This window comes from Nonomuraea indica, from assembly GCF_002850745.1.
Taxonomy (GTDB): Bacteria; Actinomycetota; Actinomycetes; order Streptosporangiales; family Streptosporangiaceae; genus Nonomuraea; species Nonomuraea indica.
On the sequence record NZ_KZ559466.1, the window covers coordinates 403,019 to 418,886 of the forward strand.

Consider the following 15,868-nt stretch of genomic DNA (forward strand, 5'->3'; position numbering starts at 1 on the left):
CTGTGCCCGTGGGTTCGTTCGCTGCGCTCGCTCACGCTACGGTCTCTCCTCCGAGCAGCAGGTACAGGACGGCCATGCGGATGGTCACGCCGTTGGCGACCTGCTCGACGATGGTCGAGCGGGGCGAGTCGGCCACCTCGGCGGCGATCTCCATGCCGCGGTTCATCGGGCCGGGATGCATGACGATCGCGTCGTCGGGCATCTTGGCGAAGCGGTCGCGGTCGAGGCCGTAGCGGCGGGAGTACTCGCGCTCGCTGGGGAAGTAGGCGGCGTTCATCCGCTCCTTCTGCACCCGCAGCATCATCACCGCGTCGGACTTGGGCAGCACCGCGTCGAGGTCGTAGGAGACCTCGCACGGCCAGGTGCCGACGGCGACGGGCAGCAGCGTGGGCGGGGCCACCAGGGTGACCTCGGCGCCGAGCGTGGCGAGCAGAAGCACGTTGGAGCGGGCGACGCGGCTGTGCAGCACGTCGCCGACGATCGTGATGCGGCGGCCGTCGAGGCCGCCCAGACGGCGGCGCATGGAGAAGGCGTCGAGCAGGGCCTGCGTGGGGTGCTCGTGGGTGCCGTCGCCGGCGTTGACGACGCTGCCGCGCACCCAGGTGGCCAGGCGGTGCGGCGCGCCGGAGGCGCCGTGGCGGATGACGACCGCGTCGGCGCCCATGGCCTCCAGGGTCAGCGCGGTGTCCTTGAGCGACTCGCCCTTGGAGACGCTGGAGCCCTTGGCCGAGAAGTTGATCACGTCGGCGGACAGCCGCTTGGCCGCCGCCTCGAAGGAGATGCGGGTGCGGGTGGAGTCCTCGAAGAAGAGGTTGACCACGGTGCGGCCGCGCAGCGTGGGCAGCTTCTTGATGGACCGTTCCGAGACCCTGGCCAGCTCCTCGGCGGTGTCGAGGATGAGCAGGGCGTCGTCCTTGGCGAGGTCGCCGGCGGAGATGAGGTGACGGTTCACTTGGCGGCCTCCTTGATGAGCAGCACGGCCTCGCGCCCGTCGGTCTCCTGGAGGAAGACCTTGACCTTCTCGCTCTTGGCGGTGGGGAGGTTCTTGCCCACGTAGTCGGCGCGGATGGGCAGCTCGCGGTGGCCGCGGTCGACCAGGGTGGCGAGCTGGACGGCGGTGGGGCGGCCGAGGTCGTTGAGCGCGTCGAGCGCGGCCCGGACGGTGCGGCCGGAGTAGAGGACGTCGTCGACGAGGACGACGATCTTGCCGTCGACGCCGTCGGGCGGCAGCTCGGTGTGGCCGAGCGGGCGGGCCGGCTTGAGCCGCAGGTCGTCGCGGTACATCGTGATGTCGATCGAGCCGACGGGGACCTTGACGCCCTCGAACTGCTCGATGCGCTCGCCGAGCCGGCGGGCCAGGGTGGCGCCGCGGGTGGGGATGCCGAGGAGGACGACCTCGTCGGCGCCCTTGGTGCGTTCGAGGATCTCGTGCGCGATGCGGGTCAGCGCCCGGTGGATGTCCGGGCCTTCGAGGACCGCCCGGGACTCGGCCCTGGATTCGGGCCTGGATTCGGACATGGGAGGTCACCACCTTTCCCGCCTCACGGGACGGGGCTTAAAGGGTGTTGGTCGGCCCCCACAGTACCAGGGCCCACCAGCCACGACGGGAGGGGCCGCCCGCACCGGGCGATCGGGCCGTCGACTTGGCAAAAAGCGGATAAAAAGGTATAAAACCTCCTCAAAGTATCCCTGTGGAAGGTTTAGCGCCATGACGCTGTCCGCACGTCAGCGACTGGTCCTCAAGGACATCGCCCGCCAGATCGAGGCCGAGGACCCCGGACTGGCCCACGGCCTCGCCCGGCTCGGCACCGGTCCGGTGACGGCCGAGCGCATCGCGCCTGTCGCCCCGGTGAGCTCCCAGCGCGCCGCCCGCCGGCCCGCCTCCCCCGGCGGGACCGGGCGCGAGAAGATCGACTACGGCAGGACGGTCGGCCTCGTGGCGGCCGGCCTCGCGGTGCTCGCCGTCGCCATGCTCCTCACCCCCGCCCCCCGGGACAGGTAGCGCGCCGGAGGCGTGACGGGTCGCGGTGGACAGGGCGTCACCGTCCGGACGTGACGGTCGGGTCCTCGGGGGGATATAGGACCAATGACCTTCCATGTCGATTCGGAGGTGGGCCGGCTCCGCCAGGTGCTCCTGCACCGGCCGGACCTCGCGCTCAAGCGGCTCACCCCCACCAACAAGGACGAGTTCCTGTTCGACGACGTGCTCTGGGTGCAACGCGCCGTGGAGGAGCACGAGGAGTTCCAGCAGGTGCTGCGCGAGCGCGGCGTCACCGTCCACATCCTCGGCGACCTGCTGCGCGAGACCGTCGAGATCCCCGAGGCCCGCAAGCACATCCTCGACGCGGTCGTGGACGAGCGGTTCCTCGGCCCGCTGGCCGTCGACGACATCCGCAACACGCTCGACGCCCTCGACTCGGCGTCCCTGCAGACCTACCTGACCGGCGGCGTCACCAAGCGCGAGCTGGTCGAGCTGGGCTGCGACCCCAAGTCGGTGGCCTTCCACGCGCTGCACGACGACGGCTTCGTGCTGCCTCCGCTGCCCAACCACCTGTTCACCCGCGACCCGTCGTGCTGGATCTACGACGGCGTCTCGGTCAACGCCATGCGCAAGAAGGCGCGCATGCGCGAGACGGTGAACATGGAGGCCGTCTACCAGTTCCACCCCACCTTCGCCGAGGGCTTCGACCGGCCGCAGAAGGACGGCTACCACGTCTGGCTGCCCGGCCACACGATCGCGCCCGCCACGCTGGAGGGCGGCGACGTGCTCGTCATCGGCCGCGGCGCGGTGCTCGTCGGGATGAGCGAGCGCACCCAGCCGCAGGCCGTCGAGATGCTCGCCCGGCACCTGTTCCAGGCGGGCTCGGTACGGCGCATCGTGGCCCTGGACATGCCGAAGGCACGCGCCTTCATGCACCTCGACACCGTGATGACCATGGTGGACGCGGACGTGTTCACCAAGTACGCCGGACTCGGCATGCTGCCCTCGTACACGATCGAGCCGGGCGACACCGAGAAGGAGCTCAAGGTCACCGACCACCCGCCCGAGGACATGCACCGGGCGATCGCGCGGGCACTGGACCTGGACGACATCAAGGTCCTCACCCCCACCCAGGACGTCTACGCGGCCGAGCGCGAGCAGTGGGACGACGGCTGCAACGCGCTGGCCGTCGAGCCGGGCGTGGTGATCGCCTACGAGCGCAACACCACCACCAACAACTTCCTGCGCGCCAACGGCGTCGAGGTGATCACCATCCGCGGCAGCGAGCTCGGCAGGGGGCGCGGCGGGCCCCGCTGCATGAGCTGCCCGCTCGAGCGTGACGGCGTCTGAGCCATGCGCGTCATCGTCGCGCTCGGCGGCAACGCCGTCCTGCGGCGCGGGCAGCGACCCGACGCCGAGCAGCAGATCGCCAACGTCGCCGCCTCCGTGAAGGAGCTGGCCCGGCTGGCCGAGCGGCACGAGCTGATCATCACGCACGGCAACGGCCCGCAGATCGGCCTGCTGGCCCTGCAGAGCGCTTCCGACCCCGGCCTGAGCCGGCCGTACCCGTTCGACACGCTCGGCGCGCAGACCCAGGGCATGATCGGCTACTGGATGCAGCAGGCCCTGCAGAACGCCCTGCCCGGCCGGCAGGTGATCGCCATGGTCACCCAGACGCTCGTCTCCGCCGTCGATCCCGCCTTCGGCGACCCGACCAAGTTCGTCGGCCAGGTCTACGACCGCGAGGAGGCCGAGAAGCTGGCCGGCGAGTACGGCTGGACGATCCGGCCCGACGGCGACCACTGGCGGCGCGTCGTCCCCTCCCCCGCGCCGCGCCGCGTGGTGGAGACCAGGCTCATCCGCCGGCTGCTGCGCGAGGGGGTCGTGGTCGTCTGCGCGGGCGGCGGCGGCATCCCGGTCATCCGCGACGAGCACGGCCGCCTGTCCGGTGTCGAGGCGGTCATCGACAAGGACCTGACGGCGTCGGTGCTGGCCGAGGCGCTGGAGTGCGACGCCTTCCTCGTCCTCACCGACGTGCCGCGGGTCATGCGCGGCTTCGGCACCCCGCTGCAGCGCGAGATCGCCCACACCACCCCGCACGAGCTGCGCGCCCTCGACTTCCCGGCCGGGTCCATGGGGCCGAAGGTGGAGGCGGCGTGCAGGTTCGTCGAGACGACCGGCGACATGGCCGCCATCGGCAGGCTCGACCAGTCCGAACGCATCCTCGACGGCTCCGCTGGCACCATCGTCACCCCCAACGCCCGCTGGCCCCTCACGAGCACGCTGTAGCACCCGCTTGCCCATCTGGGAGGTCACCGTGACACTGGCTCGACGGCTGATGCGGACCAAGCCGGCCGACATGATCGTGGCGGAGGGCGGCCGGGGTGAGGGCGGCGAGCTGCGCCGCACGATGTCGCTGTGGCAGCTCACGCTGTTCAGCGTCGGCGCCACCCTCGGCACCGGCATCTTCGTGATCCTCGGGCAGGCCGTGCCCAAGGCGGGGCCCGCCGTGGTGCTGGCGTTCGTCCTGGCCGCCGTCACGGCGCTGCTGTCGGCCCTGTCCTACGCCGAACTGGCCGGCACGATCCCGGTGTCCGGCTCCTCCTACTCCTACGCCTACGCGACGCTCGGCGAACTGGTCGCCTGGGTCGCCGGGTGGTGTCTCATGCTGGAGTACGCCGTGTCGGTCGCCGCGGTGGCCGTCGGCTGGGGGCAGTACCTCAACTCGTTCCTGCAGAGCCTGTTCGGCTGGACGCTGCCCCCGGCGATCATCGGCTCGCCCGGCCAGGACGGCGGCGTGGTGAACCTCATGGCGATCCTCATCGTGCTGCTGGCCACCTGGCTGCTGCTGCGCGGCGCCTCGGAGAGCGCCACGGCCAACGCCGTGTTCGTGCTCATCAAGGTGGTCGTGCTGCTGTTCTTCTGCGTGGTGGCCTTCACGGCCTTCCGGGCGGGCAACTTCACGCCGTTCGCCCCGATGGGCGTCGCCGGCGTCACGGCCGCGGCCTCCCAGGTGTTCTTCTCCTACATCGGCTTCGACGCCGCCTCCACCGCCGGCGAGGAGGCCAGGAACCCCAAACGCGACCTGCCGCTGGCGATCATCCTGTCGCTGGCCCTGGTGACCGCCCTGTACGTGCTGGTCGCCGTGGCCGCCGTCGGCGCGATGCCGTGGAGCGACTTCGACCCGGAGAGCACCGAGGCCGTCCTGGCGCGGATCGCCGACCTGGCCACCGGCTCGACCTGGGCGGGGCTCGTCGTCTCCTTCGGCGCGTCGATCGCCATCGCCAGCGTCGTGCTGACCGTCATGTACGGCCAGACCCGCATCCTGTTCGCCATGTCCCGCGACGGGCTCATCCCCCGCGTGTTCCAGAAGGTGAACCCGCGCCGCCAGGTGCCGGTCGCCAACACGCTGATCGTGGCGGCGTTCATCTCGGTCCTGGCCGGGCTGGTGCCCCTCGGGCAGCTCGCCGAGGCGACCAGCATCGGCACGCTGTTCGCGTTCGCCATCGTCAACGTCGGCGTGCTGGTCCTGCGCCACCGCCGGCCCGACCTGCCACGCAGCTTCCGCACCCCGCTGTTCCCCGCCACACCGGTGCTCGGCGCGATCATGTGCGGCGTGGTGATGGCCGGGCTCGCCGCGGTGACCTGGCTGGCGTTCGGGCTGTGGATGCTGCTCGGGTTCGCCTGCTACTTCCTGTACGGCTACCGCAACTCGCGGCTGAGCACCGAGGTGGTCTGACCATGAGGCTCGACAACGTGCTGAGCGGGTTCGTCGCCGAGCCACGGGGGCGCGACGGGCTGCTGCTGGCCGCCCTGCTGACCCGCCAGGCCGGAGGCCGCCTGACGGTGGCGACCGTGCAGCCGCCCGCGCGGACCGTGCCCGGACCTGCCCGCGCCGAGGAGAGCGCCTGGCGCGCCTACCTCGACGAGCAGGCCGAGGCGACGCTGGCCAGGGCCCGGCAGGAGGTGGACGACCTGCCCGGCGGCGACGTCGACTACGTCGTCCACTCCCACAAGGGCAGCGGGCGCGGGCTGGTGGAGCTCGCGCGCGAACGCGGCGCCGACGTCGTCGTGATCGGCTCGGCCGCGGGCGTCAGCAGGGGCCGCATCGCCGTCGGCAGCACCGCCGACCAGCTCCTGCACGCCTCGCCGGTGCCCGTCCTGCTGGCCCCCCGCGGTTACGCCGACGCCCGGCCGGAGGCGTTCGAGCGGATCACGCTCGCCTACCGGCGCGGGCCGGGCGCCGACGCCGCCGTCGCCTCGGCCGCCCAGGCCGCCGTCCGGCTGGACGTGCCGCTGCGGCTGGTGACGCTGCTCGTCAGCAGCGGCCGCCGGGTGAAGGCCGAGCAGGACATGCTGGACCGCCTGCGCGACCTGGCCTGCGCCGACCTCGCCGCCGCCGCCGAGGGGCACCGCGGCCGCCTCCCGGTGGAGGTGGAGGTGCTGGAGGGCCGCACCGTCGCCCAGGCCCTCAGGGCGGCGTCCTGGCGGACCGGAGACCTGCTGGTCTGCGCCTCGAGCAGCAGCGGGCCGCTGCGCCGGGTCTTTCTCGGGGACACCTCGGTCAAGATCATACGTGCCGCCTCCCGCCCCGTGATGATCCTCACTCGACAGCAGTGAAACACCCGGCAAACTATGACGAATCGCCGTTATTTATGGGACATGTGGGGCTTTTGCGACGTAGTCTCCCGGATCGGATTCGGCATCTTTTTTCCAATCAGCTTGACCTTGAGCGTCCTCCCCTTTACCGTCACTGTGCGTAACCAGCACCGCGCGGCGAATTGGGGTAAACCCATGGCCACCGCCACCGATGGAGCCTCCCTCGGCACCAGACCCCCGGTGGCTCGGGCATTCGCCGCAAGGGAGCACAATCTACTGAGAGCAACACATAGAGAGCCGGGGGGCCACACGATGCCGTCTGAGTACGCCAAGTCGCTGGGTGCACGACTGCGCGCCATCCGCACCCAGCAGGGCCTGTCCCTGCACGGGGTCGAGGAGAAGTCACGTGGCCGGTGGAAGGCCGTGGTCGTGGGCTCGTACGAGCGTGGCGACCGAGCGGTCACGGTGCAGAAGCTTGCCGAGCTTGCCGACTTCTACGGGGTTCCCGTCTCCGAGCTGCTGCCCGGCGGCGCCGCGCCCAGCCCGCTCGGCCCCACCCCGAAGCTTGTGATCGACCTCGAACGGCTCGCGACGCTGCCGAAGGAGAAGGCGGGCGCCCTGGCCCGCTACGCCGCCACGATCCAGAGCCAGCGGGGCGACTACAACGGCAAGGTGCTGTCGATCCGCCAGGAGGACCTGCGCTCCCTGGCCGTGATCTACGACAAGTCGCCGAGCGAGCTCACCGAGGAGCTCATCAACTGGGGCGTCCTCGACGCCGAGGCCCGCCGCGCCGTCGAGTCGTTCTGACGGACCTCGTGGCCCCCAGGGGCTGACCCGCGACTCTCCGAGGGGCGCGCCACCGCACGGGCGCGCCCCTCACCCATGCCCGGAGCCCTTCGCGAACGGCCGCCGACGGGGAACGACCGTCGAGGGCGGGGAGAGGCACCCAGGCGCGTCACGGGCACGCGCGGGAATCACGGGCACGCGCAGGAGTCACGGGCACACGCGCAGAAGGCCCGGGCACGCGCAGGAGTCACGGTCACGCGCGGGAGTCACGGGCACGCGCAGGAAAAGGGCGAGCGCAGAAAGGGACCGACGCGGAGGGGGCGGGCGCCAAGCCTCCAGCGGAAAGGCCGAGGCGGCAGCGTCGGACGTAAGGGGCGAGCCGGGAAGACTCGGGCATCATGGCGCGGCGTCGCCGACGCAGCGGGCCGCACAGGCGCGGAAGCCTGGCGCAGCGGGCTGGCGCAGCGGGCTGGCGCGAAGGGCCGAACAGGCGCGGAGAGCTGGCGCGAAGGGCCGGACAGGTGCGGGGGGCTGGCGCGGAGGGCCGAACGGCGCGGAGGGCCGAACGGCGCGGAGGGCCGAACGGCGCGGAGGGCCGGACAGGTGCGGGGGGCTGGCGCGGAGGGTCGTACAGCGCGGAGGGCCGTGGGACGGGCGGGGAGGAAGCCGCCGTGGGATGGCCGAAGGCGGTGGACACGCATCGTGGGGCAGCCGGCGTGTGGTCCCCAGGGGTCTTGCGGACGGCCGTGGGGCTCCTGCGGATGGCCGCGCGGGATTGCGGCTCGGCCCGTGGGCCGGGCGCCGGGCCCGGAGGTGAGGTGCTCAGCCGGCCAGGGGCACGGTGACCGGGAGCTGTGGCTGGGTGGGGACGCCGAGGATGCCCTCGACCGTGGTGACGAACTTCTCGGCCTCGGTGAGCAACTCGTCGGCGTCGGCCGCCGAGACGCCGCGGACCATGCCGGCCTCGGCCCTGGCCCGCTTGGCGGCGCTCACCGCGAAGTAGGCCGCCCATTCGGCGAGCTGCGGCTCAGCCTCCGGCAGGAGCTCCCACGCGCTGCGCAGGCGGCGCCTGCGGCCCTCCATGGGACGTGGGCGGGCGGCCAGGATCGCGGCGGCCGCGCGCAGCGCGGCGAGGTGGGCCGCGACATACCGGGATGCCGGGGTGCGAGCCGTCGTCGCCTCCGCCAGGCAGGAACGTGAATCCGTCAGGTGCGCCCGAACAGCAGGCGACAGCCCGGGACCCTGCGGGTCTCTAGACCGTGGTGCCATGTGCACGCCTCCTTGGGGTCGTGGCGGCTCCCGGCGTCGCCGCCGGTGAAGCCAACGATCGCAGACGCCACCGACATTTCCGCCGGGCCGGCCGGACGAGAAGCTTCCCCTCTCCCCGTCCGGCCAGGACGCGCCCACTCGTCTCCGCCGACGACGAGGACGCGCCCTTCGCCCGTGGAGCCTGACCGCGGGTCTCGCTTGGGGGAAGCGTGGCCCGCGATCAGGTCCTCGACGTGAGCCGCGAGTCTCACGTCACTACGTCGAACATAATTTCGATCACGGTCTGTGTCAACCTGCTCCAGAACACAGGTTCGATCGTTGTGGGCGACCACTTCCCCGCGGGCGTGGCGTGGCGCGCGTCCCATGCGGGAAGCTGGGCACGTCGCGGCAGCCCGGCGACGCGCCCACGCCCCGTCGCCGCACGTGCCCCGTCGCCGCACGGGCACCGGGGCACAGGCGTCGGGGCACGGGCGCCACGACGCCCGGGGCGCCCGAGGCCGCACCCGGGGTGCCCGCGCCGCACGCCCGCAGAGCCGTCCGAACCATCGACACGTCCGAACCATCGCACCGCCCGGAGCCGCCCGGAGCCGCCTGGAGACACCGGGGACCGCCGGAACCGTCCGAACCGTCCGAACCGTCCGAACCGCGCAGGGGAGCAGCCAGTGACGCAGCAGGAGCAGGGACAGGTCATCGAGCAGGTGTCCACCGAGATCGTGTACGAGAACGCGTACCTGCGCCTGCGCGAGGACCGCATCCGCCGCCCCGACGGCTCGCCAGGCGTCTACACCTACCTCGACAAGCCGGACTTCGCGCTGGTGATCGCCGTCGAGGACGGCGGGTTCCACCTGGTCGAGCAGTACCGCTACCCGGTCCGGGCCCGGTCGTGGGAGTTCCCGCAGGGCACCTTCCCGCACCTGGCGACCGGCGACCCGGAGGTGCTGGCCCGCGAGGAGCTACGCCAGGAGACCGGCCTCACGGCGGGGCGGATCCGCCACCTGGGGCGCCTGGACTCGGCCAAGGGCGTGTCGGCGCAGGGCTTCGACGTGTTCCTGGCCGCGGACCTCACGCACGGGGAGGCCGAACTGGAGCCGGAGGAGCAGGACCTGCGGCACCAGTGGTTCCCCCGGGGCGAGGTCGAGGCCATGATCCGGCGGGGCGACATCACGGACGCCGCCACGCTGGCGGCCTACACGCTGCTGCTGCTGGCGGGCGAGTGAGCCCGGTCCCTCCCGGCCGGCGATCCGGCCGGGAGGGGCCCCGCGGGCGACGTCGCGGCGCCGCGCCCGTGCGCCCGAGGGGCGTGGAAAGGACGGGCGGTCGTGACGGCGGCGGGCGGTGGCCGGCCCATGCCGGCCGTAAAACTCCTATATGGCGACAGGACGGAAAAAGCGCCCGTCTGACCATCCACTGGGCAGAAAAGCAACCCCGCAGTCAGAACCGCACGCGTCAGGACGGCCGGAAAACGGCGAAACGCCCGTGGTTTCTCAGGACACCGACAAGGCGCCCGACGGGCAGAGGTTCACGGCGCGGCGCACGGCGCCCTCCAGCTCCGCCGGCGGCGACGGGTCGAGGAGCACGACGGTCCCGTCCTCCTCACTCTGGTCGAACACCTTCGGCACCGTCAGCGCGCACATGCCCGCCCCGATGCACACCGTCGTATCCGCTTCGATCTTCATGATGGTGACCTACCAGGTGACAGGGAGGCGGTGCACGCCGTAGATGCTCATGTCCGTGCGCATCGGCACCTCCTCCGGTGGTACGGCCAAGCGTAGGCCCGGCAGCCGGCGCAGCAGCGCCGCGTAGCCGACCCTCATCTCGATCCTGGCGAGCTGCTGGCCGAGGCACTGGTGGATGCCGTGCCCGAAGGTCAGGTGGCCGCTCGCGGGCCGGGTGACGTCCAGCCGGTCTCCGCCGGGGAAGCGCGCGGGATCGCGGTTGGCCACCGGCAGGTGGAGGGTGACCGCCTCGCCCTTGGCGATGACGGTGCCCTCCAGCTCGACGTCCTCCAGCGCGGCCCTGACGGGCCCCAGGTGGATGATCGTGAGATGGCGCAGCAGCTCCTCGACCGCGTCGTCCATCAGCGAGGGGTCGTCCCGCAGCGCGGCGAGCTGCCCCGGGTCGGTCAGCAGCGCATAGGTGCCGAGGCCCAGCATGTTCGCGGTGGTCTCGTGGCCCGCCACGAGCAGCAGGAAGGCGACCCCGGTGAGCTCCTCGTCGGTCAGCTCGCCGCCCTCGATGAGCCCGGTGAGCAGGTCGTCGCCGGGTTCGGCGCGCTTGTGCTGGATGAGGCCGTACAGGAACGTCGAGATGCGCGTCATCGCGGCGACGACGTCGGCGCCCTCGCTCTCGAGGCCGAAGAGCACCTTGGAGTCGGCCTGGAACCGCTCGCGGTCGTCGTACGGGACGCCGAGCAGCTCGCAGATCACCAGCGACGGGATCGGCAGCGCGAACTCCTCCACCAGATCGGCGGGCCGCTCCCCCGCCTCCATCCGGTCGAGGCAGGCTTCGGCGATCTCCGCGATCCGGGGCTCCAGCTGGTTCATCCTGCGCACGGTGAACTGGCCGGCCAGCAGCTTGCGGTAGCGCGTGTGCTCCGGCGCGTCCATCCGCAGGAAGAAGCCCGGCGGCACCTGGAACTGCTGCTCCTTCAGCAGTTCGAGCCGCGCCGGGATGGGCGGGTGGGCCAGCTCCGGCCGGTTGCTGAAGCGCGGATCGGCCAGCACGGCGCGGGCGGCCGCGTAGCCGGTGACCAGCCAGCCGAGGTGCCCGTCGGCGTACCTCATGCGGTGCAACGGGCCCCGTTCTCGAAGCTCCGTGAACTTGTCTGGCGGGTCCAGGGGACGCTCGCGCTCGGTGGTCAGAGTGAGGTCGGACATGCCGGGACTCCTTCCGGATCGGTACGTCCACAAAACCTCATCCAGTGCAAAGTTTCAATGGGTGAAAATCATGAGCCGGTGCGCGTATAGTTCCGCCATGGTGGGTATGCGGGAGCGCAAGAAACAGCGCACACGCCGGGCGCTGATCGAGGCCGCGCTCCGGCTGTTCGCCGACAAGGGCTACGAGGAGACGACGCTCGCCGAGATCGCGGCGGAGGCCGACGTGTCGACGCGCACGTTCTTCAGCTACTTCGCCAGCAAGGAGGACGTGGTCTTCCACGACTCCGGCGTCCGGCTGGAGCGCCTGCTCGGCCTGGTGGCGGCCAGGAAGCCCGACGAGCCGCTGCCCCGGCTGCTGCTCGGCATCGTCCAGGAGAGCATGGCGCAGGCGACCGAGGACGACGAGTTCCCGCTGCGCGACGCGCCGCTGCGCCTGGCCCTCATCATGAACGTCCCCGCCCTGCAGGCGCGGGCGCTGCACGTGCTGTTCGACAGCCAGCTCCGGCTGACGCGGGCCCTGCACGACGCCTACGCCGACCGGCTCGACGTGGTGGATGCGGCGGCGGCCGTGGGCGCGCTGACCGGCGCGGCGAAGCTCGCCGTCATGGCCTCGCTCGAGCGGGGCGACTCGATGGAGCAGGCGATGAAGGCGGCCGCCCGCGCCGCCGAGGTGGCGATGCGCGGCCTCGACCGCCTCGGCGACGCCTGACGCACCCGGCCCGGCCTGACCCGGCCCGAAGATCCGGCCCGGCAATTCAGCCCGGCGACTCAGCCCGGCGACTCAGCCCGGCGACTCAGCCCGGAAAGCCGGCCCCGAATCCGGCCCGGCCCGGAGATCCGGCGGGCGAACGTCAGCGGCAGCCCGTTCCCCGCCAGGACGTCCAGCCCTTCGACGGGCCTCCTTCGCCCGTGGCGGTCCAGCCCGCGGGAGGCGGACCGGCCGCGGGCGGCACGATCGCCGTGCAGGCGCCCGCCGGCGGAGCCTGACGGGCGCCGTCGTACTTCTCCAGCCTCGTCCACCAGACGCGGTGGGCGAGCGGGAGCCAGACGTTCCACTTCACCCGGGTGTCCACCGCGACCCGGCCAGGGCCCGGGGCGGGCAGCCAGTCGCGGCCGGTCGCCGGAGCCGACGCGGGGGCCAGGTGCACGACGAACGCGACGGTGACCGCAGCCAGTCCTGCCGCCGGCGCCCACCCCTTCGCCGAGGGCCACGGGAGCGTGGCGAGGGCGGCGAGCGCGGCGAGCAGCGCCAGGGCGGTCAGGGAGGCGGCGGCCATGTCCAACCGGTCGCGCACCCCGCTCAGGAAGATCACCTCGGGGAAGTCGAAGGCGATGAAGGCGTACCGGGAGAGCCGGTCCCCGGCGTGCCACGCGGCCAGGCCGCCCGTCACCCCTCCCAGCACCGCCGCGGCGGCCGCGAGCCCGGCGATGGCCGGGCGCCGGGCGCGGGCCAGGACGCCGAGTCCGACCAGCGTCCACGCCACGGCGACGCACGCTAGGTAACGGCCGTAGGCGTAGTTGCCGACCCGATGCTCGTCGGGCAGCGCGGCGGACGAGGCGTACGCGATGCCCAAGGTGACGGCCAGCAGCGCCACGGCCGTGACCCGGTGCGCGGAGGAGACCGCCCGGCCGGCTCCCCGTACGGCGGCGATGGCGGCGGCGGCCAGGCCGATCCCGGCCAGCCCCCAGGTGCCCACGATCAGGTTCCAGAGCTGTCCGGCCGCCCCGGACAACGCCCGTACCTGCCCGTCGAGGCCCGCCAGCCGCGAGACCAGGATGCCGGACAGGTCGCGCGCGCCGCCCGGGTAGATCGCGGCGGCCAGTGCGCTGTTGAGCACCGTGCCCGCCGTGGCCACGGCCGCCGCCACGGCCAGCGACGCCAGCCCGGCCCGGCGCGGAACCCGCCGCGAGACCAGCAGCCCGCCCACCACGACGACCGACACCGCCAGCACCACCATGCCCCGCATGTGCACCGTCGCCGCGAACCCAGCCAGTCCCCCGGCGGCCAGCCCCGCCCGCACACCCGCATCCCGGCCGCGCCCGCGCCGCATGATCCGGCACCGCAGCCGGCACCGCAGCCGGCACCCCGTCCCGCACCACCCGGTCCCTTCCCGCCCGGTCTCATCCCGCCCGGTCCCATCCCGCCCGGTTCCGCCCTGTTCCGGACCCGCGCCCGCCAGGTCGTGCAGCGCCAGCAGCCATCCCAGAAGCAGCGTCGGCAGGATCGCGTCGGCGAGCGCCAGCCCGGAGAACAGCAGCAGCGACGGCGCGGCCCCCGCCACGAACGCCAGGCCCAGCGCGGCGCCCCGCCCGACGGCCAGCCGCCGCAGCACCAGGTACGCCAGCGGGAACGCCGTGGCCGCCACCATGGACCCCACCGCCACCACCAGCCGGTAGACCGTGGCGGGGTCGGCGGTCACCCAGTGGATCGGCGCCAGCAGCAGCGCGTATCCGCCCTGGTAGAACGTGGACCCGGTGAGGTCCGCCCCGGGCCCGCCGGCCAGCCACCGGGCGGCGAGGAGGTAGCCGGTCTCGTCGGGGTTGGCCACCGGACCCGTGTGGTACCTGAACAGCCATGACCGCAACAGCAGCTGCGCGACCCACCCGCCGGCGAGCGCCCACCCCCACCGGCGGTCCGGCGCGGCGGGACGGGCGACAGGCGGCGGCCTCAGGCGGGCGACGGGTGTGGACAGCATGGTTCTCCCCCGGATGCTCCGGGCCGGGGCGGCCCCGGCCTCGGGCATGGGAGTCCAGCAGGAGGTGGATAACCCTCCCGTCACCAGAAGGGGTTATCCAGACGTTATGTCCGCCCGGTCCAGCCGCTCCCCCGGCCTCGACCCCGGAGGTCCCGCGCGGTCTCCAGGAGGCCGGCCACCAGCGGCGAGGAGTCGTCGCGGCGGTGGCACAACGCGACCGTCGTGCGCGCGGTGCCGGGCGTGACGCGCCGGTAGGCCACGCCCGCCAGCCGGACGCGGCGGATGCCCGCCGGCGCCAGCGACACCCCGAGCCCGGCCTCGACCAGCGCCGAGACCGTCTGCCACTCCACCGCCCGCTGCCGCACGCGCGGCTCGAACCCGGCCTGCCGGCACACCTCGACGATCCGGTCGTGGAAGGCCGGCCCGGCGGCCCGCGGCAGCAGCACGAACGGCTCGCCGGCCAGCGCGGCGACGGGGAGAACGCGCCGGGCGGCGAGCGGGTGACCGGCGGGCAGCACGGCGACGAACGGCTCCGACAGCACCGGCTCGGCCACCAGGTCGTCGTCGTCCGGCGGCTCGCGCAGCAGCCCGACGTCGAGACCGCCCTCGCGGAGCGCGGCGGCCTGCGGCGCGCTGGTCATCTCGCGGATCTCCAGCTCGACGCCGGGGTGGCGGTCTCCGTAGACGCGCACGATCCTCGGCAGGACGGTGAGCGCCAGCGACGCCGCGAAGCCGATCCGCAACCGGCCCGCCTGCCCGCTGCCCGTGCGGCGGGCCGCGTCGAGCCCGGCGGCCACCTCGTCCAGCGCCCGCCGGGCGGCGGGCAGCAGCTCCCGCCCGGCCGGGGTGAGGGCGATCCGGCCGCCGGGCCCGCGCCTGCCCCGCTCGAACAGCGGGTGCCCCACCCGGCGCTCCAGACGGCCGATCTGCTGGCTCAGCGGCGGCTGGGCGATGCCCAGCCGTTCGGCGGCGCGCCCGAAGTGGAGCTCCTCCGCGAGCACGGCGAAGGCGTGCAGCTGGTGGAGAGCAAGCTCGGGCCGGTCCATACGCCGAGAGATATCACACCGCTCTCCAATGCGTCTTGGACGTATCGCGGCCAGGTCGCCTACCGTTCCCAGACGTGAGAGAACGACGTGCGATCATGAGCGGTTCCGTGTTCGAGGAGCGGATCGGGTACGCCCGGGCGGTCGTGGACGGCGACCGCGTCCACGTGTCGGGGACGACCGGGTTCGACTACGCGACCATGACGATCTCCGACGACGTGGTCGAGCAGGCCGAGCAGTGCCTGCGCAACATCGGCGCCGCGCTGGAGGCGGCCGGCTGCTCGTTCGCCGACGTGGTCCGGGTCCGCTACCTGCTGACCGACCGCGACGACTTCGAGCCGTGCTGGCCGGTCCTGCGCCGCTTCTTCGGCGAGGTGCGGCCGGCCGCGACGATGCTCGTGTGCGGGCTGGCCGACCCGCGCATGAAGATCGAGATCGAGGTGGACGCGGCCCGCCCGTGGACGCCGGACGGCCGCGATGACCCGGCCGCCGGTCCGCCCGCCGCCTGATCGCCGGTCGCCGGACTGCCGGGCGCCCCGGACGCGGACGCCGGCTGATCCACCGGTAACCTCCGTGCCGGGCGGCGACCCCCGGCACGCTGCCGGAGGGCCCCGTCGT

General features: G+C 73.0%; 16 protein-coding genes. 9 read left to right on the plus strand and 7 right to left on the minus strand.

Annotated elements, in window-relative coordinates:
* Nucleotides 1-31: 31 nt before the first annotated feature.
* Nucleotides 32-952: an aspartate carbamoyltransferase catalytic subunit gene (locus CXR44_RS01855; RefSeq protein WP_101783059.1), complete on the minus strand. Its 921-nt coding sequence runs from the start codon at nucleotides 950-952 to the stop codon at nucleotides 32-34.
* Complete coding sequence (gene pyrR, locus CXR44_RS01860; protein ID WP_101783060.1) at nucleotides 949-1,518, minus strand: bifunctional pyr operon transcriptional regulator/uracil phosphoribosyltransferase PyrR; 570 nt, start codon at nucleotides 1,516-1,518, stop codon at nucleotides 949-951. The genes CXR44_RS01855 and pyrR overlap by 4 nt, the downstream gene beginning before the upstream one ends.
* A gap of 190 nt (nucleotides 1,519-1,708) precedes the next feature.
* Here pyrR and CXR44_RS01865 point away from each other — a divergent pair, with 190 nt between their 5' ends.
* From CXR44_RS01865 to bldD, 6 genes are all read left to right on the plus strand, one after another.
* Nucleotides 1,709-2,002 (plus strand): DUF3040 domain-containing protein, encoded by a 294-nt coding sequence (locus CXR44_RS01865; RefSeq protein ID WP_101783061.1) that lies wholly within the window; start codon nucleotides 1,709-1,711, stop codon nucleotides 2,000-2,002.
* An 84-nt stretch (nucleotides 2,003-2,086) separates the two neighbouring features.
* Nucleotides 2,087-3,331, plus strand: a complete 1,245-nt coding sequence (locus CXR44_RS01870; protein WP_101783062.1) for an arginine deiminase — start codon at nucleotides 2,087-2,089, stop codon at nucleotides 3,329-3,331.
* A 3-nt stretch (nucleotides 3,332-3,334) separates the two neighbouring features.
* Complete coding sequence (gene arcC, locus CXR44_RS01875; protein WP_101783063.1) at nucleotides 3,335-4,270, plus strand: carbamate kinase; 936 nt, start codon at nucleotides 3,335-3,337, stop codon at nucleotides 4,268-4,270.
* Between the two features lie 49 nt (nucleotides 4,271-4,319).
* A complete protein-coding gene (locus CXR44_RS01880; protein ID WP_101783064.1) occupies nucleotides 4,320-5,720 on the plus strand; it encodes an amino acid permease in 1,401 nt (466 codons plus the stop codon).
* A 2-nt stretch (nucleotides 5,721-5,722) separates the two neighbouring features.
* Nucleotides 5,723-6,601, plus strand: a complete 879-nt coding sequence (locus tag CXR44_RS01885) for a universal stress protein (protein WP_101783065.1) — start codon at nucleotides 5,723-5,725, stop codon at nucleotides 6,599-6,601.
* 291 nt (nucleotides 6,602-6,892) lie between these two features.
* A complete protein-coding gene (gene bldD, locus CXR44_RS01890) occupies nucleotides 6,893-7,387 on the plus strand; it encodes a transcriptional regulator BldD (RefSeq protein WP_101783066.1) in 495 nt (164 codons plus the stop codon).
* Nucleotides 7,388-8,188: 801 nt separating this feature from the next.
* Here the strand turns inward: bldD and CXR44_RS01895 are convergent.
* Nucleotides 8,189-8,635, minus strand: coding sequence for an SAV_6107 family HEPN domain-containing protein (locus CXR44_RS01895; protein ID WP_101783067.1), 447 nt, complete (start codon nucleotides 8,633-8,635; stop codon nucleotides 8,189-8,191).
* A gap of 662 nt (nucleotides 8,636-9,297) precedes the next feature.
* On the opposite strand from CXR44_RS01895, the gene CXR44_RS01900 reads away from it, so the two are divergent.
* On the plus strand, nucleotides 9,298-9,852 hold the full coding sequence (locus CXR44_RS01900; protein WP_219601632.1) for an NUDIX domain-containing protein: 555 nt from the start codon (nucleotides 9,298-9,300) through the stop codon (nucleotides 9,850-9,852).
* A gap of 267 nt (nucleotides 9,853-10,119) precedes the next feature.
* On the opposite strand, the gene CXR44_RS01905 is transcribed toward CXR44_RS01900, so the two are convergent.
* Complete coding sequence (locus tag CXR44_RS01905; RefSeq protein ID WP_101783068.1) at nucleotides 10,120-10,311, minus strand: ferredoxin; 192 nt, start codon at nucleotides 10,309-10,311, stop codon at nucleotides 10,120-10,122.
* Nucleotides 10,312-10,320: 9 nt separating this feature from the next.
* Nucleotides 10,321-11,511, minus strand: a complete 1,191-nt coding sequence (locus CXR44_RS01910) for a cytochrome P450 (RefSeq protein WP_101783069.1) — start codon at nucleotides 11,509-11,511, stop codon at nucleotides 10,321-10,323.
* Between the two features lie 97 nt (nucleotides 11,512-11,608).
* Here CXR44_RS01910 and CXR44_RS01915 point away from each other — a divergent pair, with 97 nt between their 5' ends.
* On the plus strand, nucleotides 11,609-12,220 hold the full coding sequence (locus CXR44_RS01915; protein WP_101783070.1) for a TetR/AcrR family transcriptional regulator: 612 nt from the start codon (nucleotides 11,609-11,611) through the stop codon (nucleotides 12,218-12,220).
* A 142-nt stretch (nucleotides 12,221-12,362) separates the two neighbouring features.
* Here the strand turns inward: CXR44_RS01915 and CXR44_RS01920 are convergent, their stop codons facing one another.
* Both CXR44_RS01920 and CXR44_RS01925 read right to left on the minus strand, forming a co-directional pair.
* Nucleotides 12,363-14,207, minus strand: coding sequence for a hypothetical protein (locus CXR44_RS01920; protein ID WP_101783071.1), 1,845 nt, complete (start codon nucleotides 14,205-14,207; stop codon nucleotides 12,363-12,365).
* Between the two features lie 104 nt (nucleotides 14,208-14,311).
* On the minus strand, nucleotides 14,312-15,253 hold the full coding sequence (locus CXR44_RS01925) for a LysR family transcriptional regulator (protein ID WP_101783072.1): 942 nt from the start codon (nucleotides 15,251-15,253) through the stop codon (nucleotides 14,312-14,314).
* A gap of 74 nt (nucleotides 15,254-15,327) precedes the next feature.
* Here CXR44_RS01925 and CXR44_RS01930 point away from each other — a divergent pair, with 74 nt between their 5' ends.
* Nucleotides 15,328-15,759, plus strand: a complete 432-nt coding sequence (locus CXR44_RS01930) for a RidA family protein (protein ID WP_101783073.1) — start codon at nucleotides 15,328-15,330, stop codon at nucleotides 15,757-15,759.
* Nucleotides 15,760-15,868 lie beyond the last annotated feature (109 nt).

Coding starts and splice junctions, on each gene's coding strand:
- pyrR (WP_101783060.1), bottom strand. CDS start 1,518: ATGTCCGAATCCAGGCCCGAATCCAGGGCCGAGTCCCGGGCGGTCCTC.
- CXR44_RS01865 (WP_101783061.1), top strand. CDS start 1,709: ATGACGCTGTCCGCACGTCAGCGACTGGTCCTCAAGGACATCGCCCGC.
- CXR44_RS01870 (WP_101783062.1), top strand. CDS start 2,087: ATGACCTTCCATGTCGATTCGGAGGTGGGCCGGCTCCGCCAGGTGCTC.
- arcC (WP_101783063.1), top strand. CDS start 3,335: ATGCGCGTCATCGTCGCGCTCGGCGGCAACGCCGTCCTGCGGCGCGGG.
- CXR44_RS01880 (WP_101783064.1), top strand. CDS start 4,320: ATGCGGACCAAGCCGGCCGACATGATCGTGGCGGAGGGCGGCCGGGGT.
- CXR44_RS01885 (WP_101783065.1), top strand. CDS start 5,723: ATGAGGCTCGACAACGTGCTGAGCGGGTTCGTCGCCGAGCCACGGGGG.
- bldD (WP_101783066.1), top strand. CDS start 6,893: ATGCCGTCTGAGTACGCCAAGTCGCTGGGTGCACGACTGCGCGCCATC.
- CXR44_RS01895 (WP_101783067.1), bottom strand. CDS start 8,635: ATGGCACCACGGTCTAGAGACCCGCAGGGTCCCGGGCTGTCGCCTGCT.
- CXR44_RS01905 (WP_101783068.1), bottom strand. CDS start 10,311: ATGAAGATCGAAGCGGATACGACGGTGTGCATCGGGGCGGGCATGTGC.
- CXR44_RS01910 (WP_101783069.1), bottom strand. CDS start 11,511: ATGTCCGACCTCACTCTGACCACCGAGCGCGAGCGTCCCCTGGACCCG.
- CXR44_RS01915 (WP_101783070.1), top strand. CDS start 11,609: ATGGTGGGTATGCGGGAGCGCAAGAAACAGCGCACACGCCGGGCGCTG.
- CXR44_RS01920 (WP_101783071.1), bottom strand. CDS start 14,207: ATGCTGTCCACACCCGTCGCCCGCCTGAGGCCGCCGCCTGTCGCCCGT.
- CXR44_RS01925 (WP_101783072.1), bottom strand. CDS start 15,253: ATGGACCGGCCCGAGCTTGCTCTCCACCAGCTGCACGCCTTCGCCGTG.